This is a genomic window from Planktothrix sp. FACHB-1355, from assembly GCF_014748295.1.
In the GTDB taxonomy this organism is placed as follows: domain Bacteria; phylum Cyanobacteriota; class Cyanobacteriia; order Cyanobacteriales; family Aerosakkonemataceae; genus Aerosakkonema; species Aerosakkonema funiforme_A.
Genome location: NZ_JACJUP010000541.1, coordinates 1 through 4437, shown reverse-complemented (window position 1 = coordinate 4437; position 4437 = coordinate 1). Strand labels below are relative to the sequence as shown.

The 4437-nt window shown below is 42.7% G+C and carries 7 protein-coding genes; 6 read left to right on the top strand and 1 reads right to left on the bottom strand.

Annotated elements, in window-relative coordinates; all coding sequences use genetic code 11:
• Window positions 1-446 (top strand): SOS response-associated peptidase (locus H6S82_RS20215; RefSeq protein ID WP_191056618.1); only part of this gene is annotated, 446 nt, incomplete at its 5' end.
• On the opposite strand, the gene H6S82_RS20210 is transcribed toward H6S82_RS20215, so the two are convergent.
• A complete protein-coding gene (locus H6S82_RS20210) occupies window positions 433-999 on the bottom strand; it encodes a zinc ribbon domain-containing protein (RefSeq protein ID WP_190465558.1) in 567 nt (188 codons plus the stop codon). The two genes, H6S82_RS20215 and H6S82_RS20210, sit on opposite strands and share 14 nt — an antisense overlap.
• 226 nt (window positions 1000-1225) lie before the next feature.
• On the opposite strand from H6S82_RS20210, the gene H6S82_RS20205 reads away from it, so the two are divergent.
• The 5 genes from H6S82_RS20205 to H6S82_RS20185 form a co-directional block, all read left to right on the top strand.
• Complete coding sequence (locus H6S82_RS20205; protein ID WP_190465562.1) at window positions 1226-1786, top strand: Uma2 family endonuclease; 561 nt, start codon at window positions 1226-1228, stop codon at window positions 1784-1786.
• Between the two features lie 297 nt (window positions 1787-2083).
• Window positions 2084-2914, top strand: a complete 831-nt coding sequence (locus tag H6S82_RS20200; RefSeq protein ID WP_190465643.1) for a DUF4351 domain-containing protein — start codon at window positions 2084-2086, stop codon at window positions 2912-2914.
• 84 nt (window positions 2915-2998) lie between these two features.
• Complete coding sequence (locus H6S82_RS20195) at window positions 2999-3841, top strand: pentapeptide repeat-containing protein (protein ID WP_190465564.1); 843 nt, start codon at window positions 2999-3001, stop codon at window positions 3839-3841.
• Between the two features lie 8 nt (window positions 3842-3849).
• The gene (locus tag H6S82_RS20190; RefSeq protein ID WP_190465565.1) at window positions 3850-4203 is read left to right on the top strand and encodes a CHAT domain-containing protein; all 354 of its coding nucleotides are present in this window, start codon (window positions 3850-3852) and stop codon (window positions 4201-4203) included.
• Between the two features lie 36 nt (window positions 4204-4239).
• Window positions 4240-4437, top strand: a 198-nt coding sequence (locus H6S82_RS20185) for a hypothetical protein (RefSeq protein ID WP_191056617.1), incomplete at its 3' end; no start/stop codon positions are given.

The window sequence follows — 4437 nt, the reverse complement described above, 5'->3', positions numbered from 1 at the left end:
ATGCGCGGGCAGAAACTGTGGCCGAGAAGCCAGCTTTTCGTTCGGCTTTTAAGCATCGGCGCTGTCTGGTTTTGGCAGATGGTTTTTATGAATGGCAACAACAAGACGGAAAAAAGCAACCCTTTTATTTCCGCTGGGAAGATGGCAAACCTTTTGCGTTCGCTGGATTGTGGGAACGCTGGGAAAAAGGGGAAGGTGATGCGATCGCATCTTGTACGATCCTGACGACAGAGGCAAATGACCTCATGCGCCCGATACACGATCGAATGCCTGTCATCCTCGACCCCAAAGACTACGAAACATGGCTAGATCCGCAAGTGCAAAAACGCGAAACACTAGAATCGCTTTTGCAACCTTATCAGTCAGAGGATATGACCGTATATCCGGTTAGCACAAAAGTGAATAACGCCAGAACTGATAGTCCCGATTGTATCAAGCAGGCGTGAGGCGATGACCGCAATGGGTGCAAAAGCGATCGCTTTCACTCACCTGCTTACCGCATTGCGAACAAAAACGCCCAGTTGAGGATTTTTCTTCCCCTATAGAACCCATCCGCAACTGCATATTTCCCATTCGCATTTCCATATTGGGTGACATTCGCATTTCCATGTCACCCATTCGCATCGGTTCCATAGGTTTCATCGGTTCCATAGGCTTCATCGGTTGCATTGGCGACATCGACTGCTGAGGACTTTTTTCTACCTGCTGAAGCGGTACAACTTCCGCATTATTGAGAGAGGGAATTTCATTGAGGGTACTGATTCCATTCACTTGCAAACGCACAAAACGAGAACCTTCCGTCGCCTCAATTTGCAGGATAAAACCGGCGGGGTTGCGGAATAAAACTGGCGGCTTCGTCCAAGTGCCCGTTGAAAAGCTAGTGCTTTGGCTTTGCTGCTGTCCCGAACTGCTGCTAATGAGGGTAATTGCTGTTTGCGTACCGTGATTTTCGACGTAAACTTGTTGACCGCTACTCAGGTTAGCTAAGTAAACTACCATGATTTTGAAGAGAAATATTAATTAATTATCATTGTATAACTTTTTTGCTAGCTCTGGTGTTAATTTTTTGGCATTTACGTTGTTGCGCTTCAGCCCTCAATTTGTACGTTGTTGGGCTTCAGCCCTATAGCGCGGCATCGCAACAACGTACCTAAGAATAACTATCAATTTTAATTAAGTAAAAAACATATAGGCTATATAATAGGATAAAAACAGAGGTTTAGTTATGCCACAGCAATTACTAAAACGACTATTTACCGTCAAAGAATATCACCTCATGGTTAATGCTGGTATTCTCAAAGAAGACGATCGCGTAGAACTTATCAAAGGAGAAATTATTCAAATGTCACCGATTGGAAGATTCCATGCTGCTTGTGTCGATCGACTAATTGAGTTATTTATTTTGCGCCTGGGGTCTTTGGTAAACGTTCGCGGACAGAACCCAGTCGAATTAAATGATAACTCCGAACCACAACCGGATTTAGCATTACTGCGAAGACGCGCAGATTTTTACGAATCCGGACATCCACAAACACAAGATATCTTATTAATTATAGAAGTGGCAGATACCACAGTTGAATCCGATCGCGAAGTAAAAATTCCCCTTTACGCAGCTAGCGGTATTGTCGAAGTTTGGTTAGTCAATATTCCCGCAGAATGTATCGAAGTTTATCGACAACCTTCAGCGAACGGTTATCAAAGCGTGCAGATATTTCAGCGCGGGCAATCTATTTTTATAGAAGCTTTTCCCGATGTTAGTTTTACAGTTGATGAAATTTTGGGATAGGCGATTCAGCGATTTGATTTAGGGACGAAGTATTGCTGCCAAAATTTATAATGGGTAGCGATAATTCAGATGTAGTAATGCTTCGCCAGCCCCAACGACAATTGATAAATAAAGCAGGGCTTAGGCAAATAAAACCGATTTGTATGAAAGCCTAATCTAACAACTCCACTTGAGCTTGACTGTGATAAAAAGTAGTAACTTTTGCCAAATTTTGCTAAAATATCCGGTGAGAACAATATACCTACGAGTTACGATCGTCTAGGAAACTATTTACACCTATTTCTCAACCAAACTTTCTTGGCCTACGACAACACTTGCAAATATCTGGCCGAAAAATTCCCAGCCGCCTTCGTCCAATGGCTGCTATCACTCGATCGGCCCACCAGGATTCAGGTTCTCAAAACTGAACTCATTCAAGAACCCATCCGCGCTGATTCTCTGGCTTTCCTACAAGCCGATAACGAAATTCTACATCTGGAATTTGAAACCCTACCCTACTCCGACCCTCCCATTTCGTTCAGAATGCTTGACTACTACGTTAGGCTCAAGCGTCAATACTCCTGTTCCATCCATCAAGTAGTAATCTTTTTACAGCAAACAGCCTCAGAACAAGTTTTTGTATCCGATTATACAGACGAAAATACCCTACATCGCTATAGAGTTATTCGCCTGTGGGAACAAGACCCCGCTTTACTGCTATCTGTCCCCGGTTTGCTGCCATTGGCGACATTAGCTCAAACTAACTCGCCGCGCACTTTGCTAGAGCAAGTGGCTAATCGGATTGCTACAATTGAAGAACCCGATCGACAAGCCGATCTACTCGCTTGTTCGCAAGTCCTCGCAGGTTTGAGGTTTGAAAAAAACTTAATCAGACAACTATTTAGGAAGGAAACTATGCGGGAGTCTGTCATTTATCAAGAAATTCGCGAAGATGGTCTGCTTGAAGGAAGACAACGCGAGGCACTGTCTTTTGTCACTCGCCAATTGACTCGACGACTTGGTACGATCGCACCTGAAATGCAAACACAAATTCAGACCTTATCCGTAGAAGAATTAGAAAATTTAGGAGAGGCACTTCTGGATTTTTCCGAACCAGGAGACTTAGCTAATTGGTTGAATGAACGCTAGGCAAATCCCCGACTTCTTCAAGAAGCCGGGGATTTAGCGTTATCTGTTTAAAACTTTACCAGGTACTTTAAGGAAAGTTAACCCATGACCGTTGATGAAGCTCTCGCGATCGCAGAAACTGTCCTCGATGGCGAAGGCTTAAACGACGTGCAAGAACTCATCTTTAAACAATGTTGGTCAGGCAGATGCTCTTATGAGGAAATTGCTAAACTCTCCAAGTATGATGATGAATATATAAAATACGTGGCTGCTAAACTTTGGAAACAACTCTCAGACGCTTTTCAGGAAAAAGTAAAAAAGAATAATTTACAGTCTGTTTTTAAACGATACTTGCGACGAAATCAAATAACTTTGCATCGAACTCAGGAAATAGAAGTAAACCTCAATGGTGCTAATCTGACGGGAGCAACATTAAATTTAGCAAGTTTAAGTGGAACAAGACTATTATTTACAAACTACTTTAGTGAAGCGAATTCATCTCAGGAAGATTTAGAACAAGCATTATTATCCGATCGTAGCACAGACTCTTCAGAAGAAATCATCCTATCTGAAGAAGATCGGCGGAAAACTGACTCTAACCTAGAAGAAAAAATCTATTGCTGGAATGATTTACATTTTTACTATGAAGAACAAATAAAAATAGCCGAAGCACTCGATCGGGCCAACATTCTCTTTTTCCCCAACCCCAAAGCACGCCTCACCACACCAGAAGGCAGACAAAATCAAGAACCCAACTTCCTAATTTTCCATCAAGGCAAATGGGGTATTCTGGAATTATCACATCCCGATCAACCAAAAGCTGAAGAACGCGATCGCCTTTTTGAAATTCACGGTATCCGCATCATCCAATATTTCGACTTTAACAGGTGTAGCCAAGAACCCGATCGCGTTGTCCAAGAGTTTCTGGATATTTTGAGTCAGGGATAGAGCTAGAGATGGCCCAACTTAGGGAGGGGATGACAAGTGCGATCGCATTCTCTGATGAGTATATCTGCTTAGCCAGCTTCGTCAGTAGCCTGTGGAGTGTAACCGATTTGTCAACCGTATTTTTAATGATTAAGTTGTATGAAAATTTGCAAAAACAGATCTCCGTACCGATCGCCCTCAACCAAGCCCAAATCTGGCTGCGCGATGTCAGCAAGAAAGAATTTTTACAGTGGACTAATCGCCTCAATTTAGGTAACAATTGGATAGAGGAAATCCAAGCTAAACTGAAAGTGTTCAACTTGGATGAAGCACCTTTCGCCCATCCCGTTTACTGGGCTGCTTTCTGTGCCATTGGGCAATAAAACCGATCGCGCTTTATATCAAATTAACCGACGAAAATGGATCAAACTATTCCCGCTTTACTGCAAGTATTCAAATCTACCCCTACCCTGTTTCCCGCTAAAACCATCCAAGATTTAGATCGCAAACTAGCTGGTTTGGAAAACGAAAATATCCATATTGTCACAAAAGAAATCAAGGAATGGGTTAGCAAACAAACTCGCCCAATCAAAGAAAATGTGACTCTTTTCGCCAAT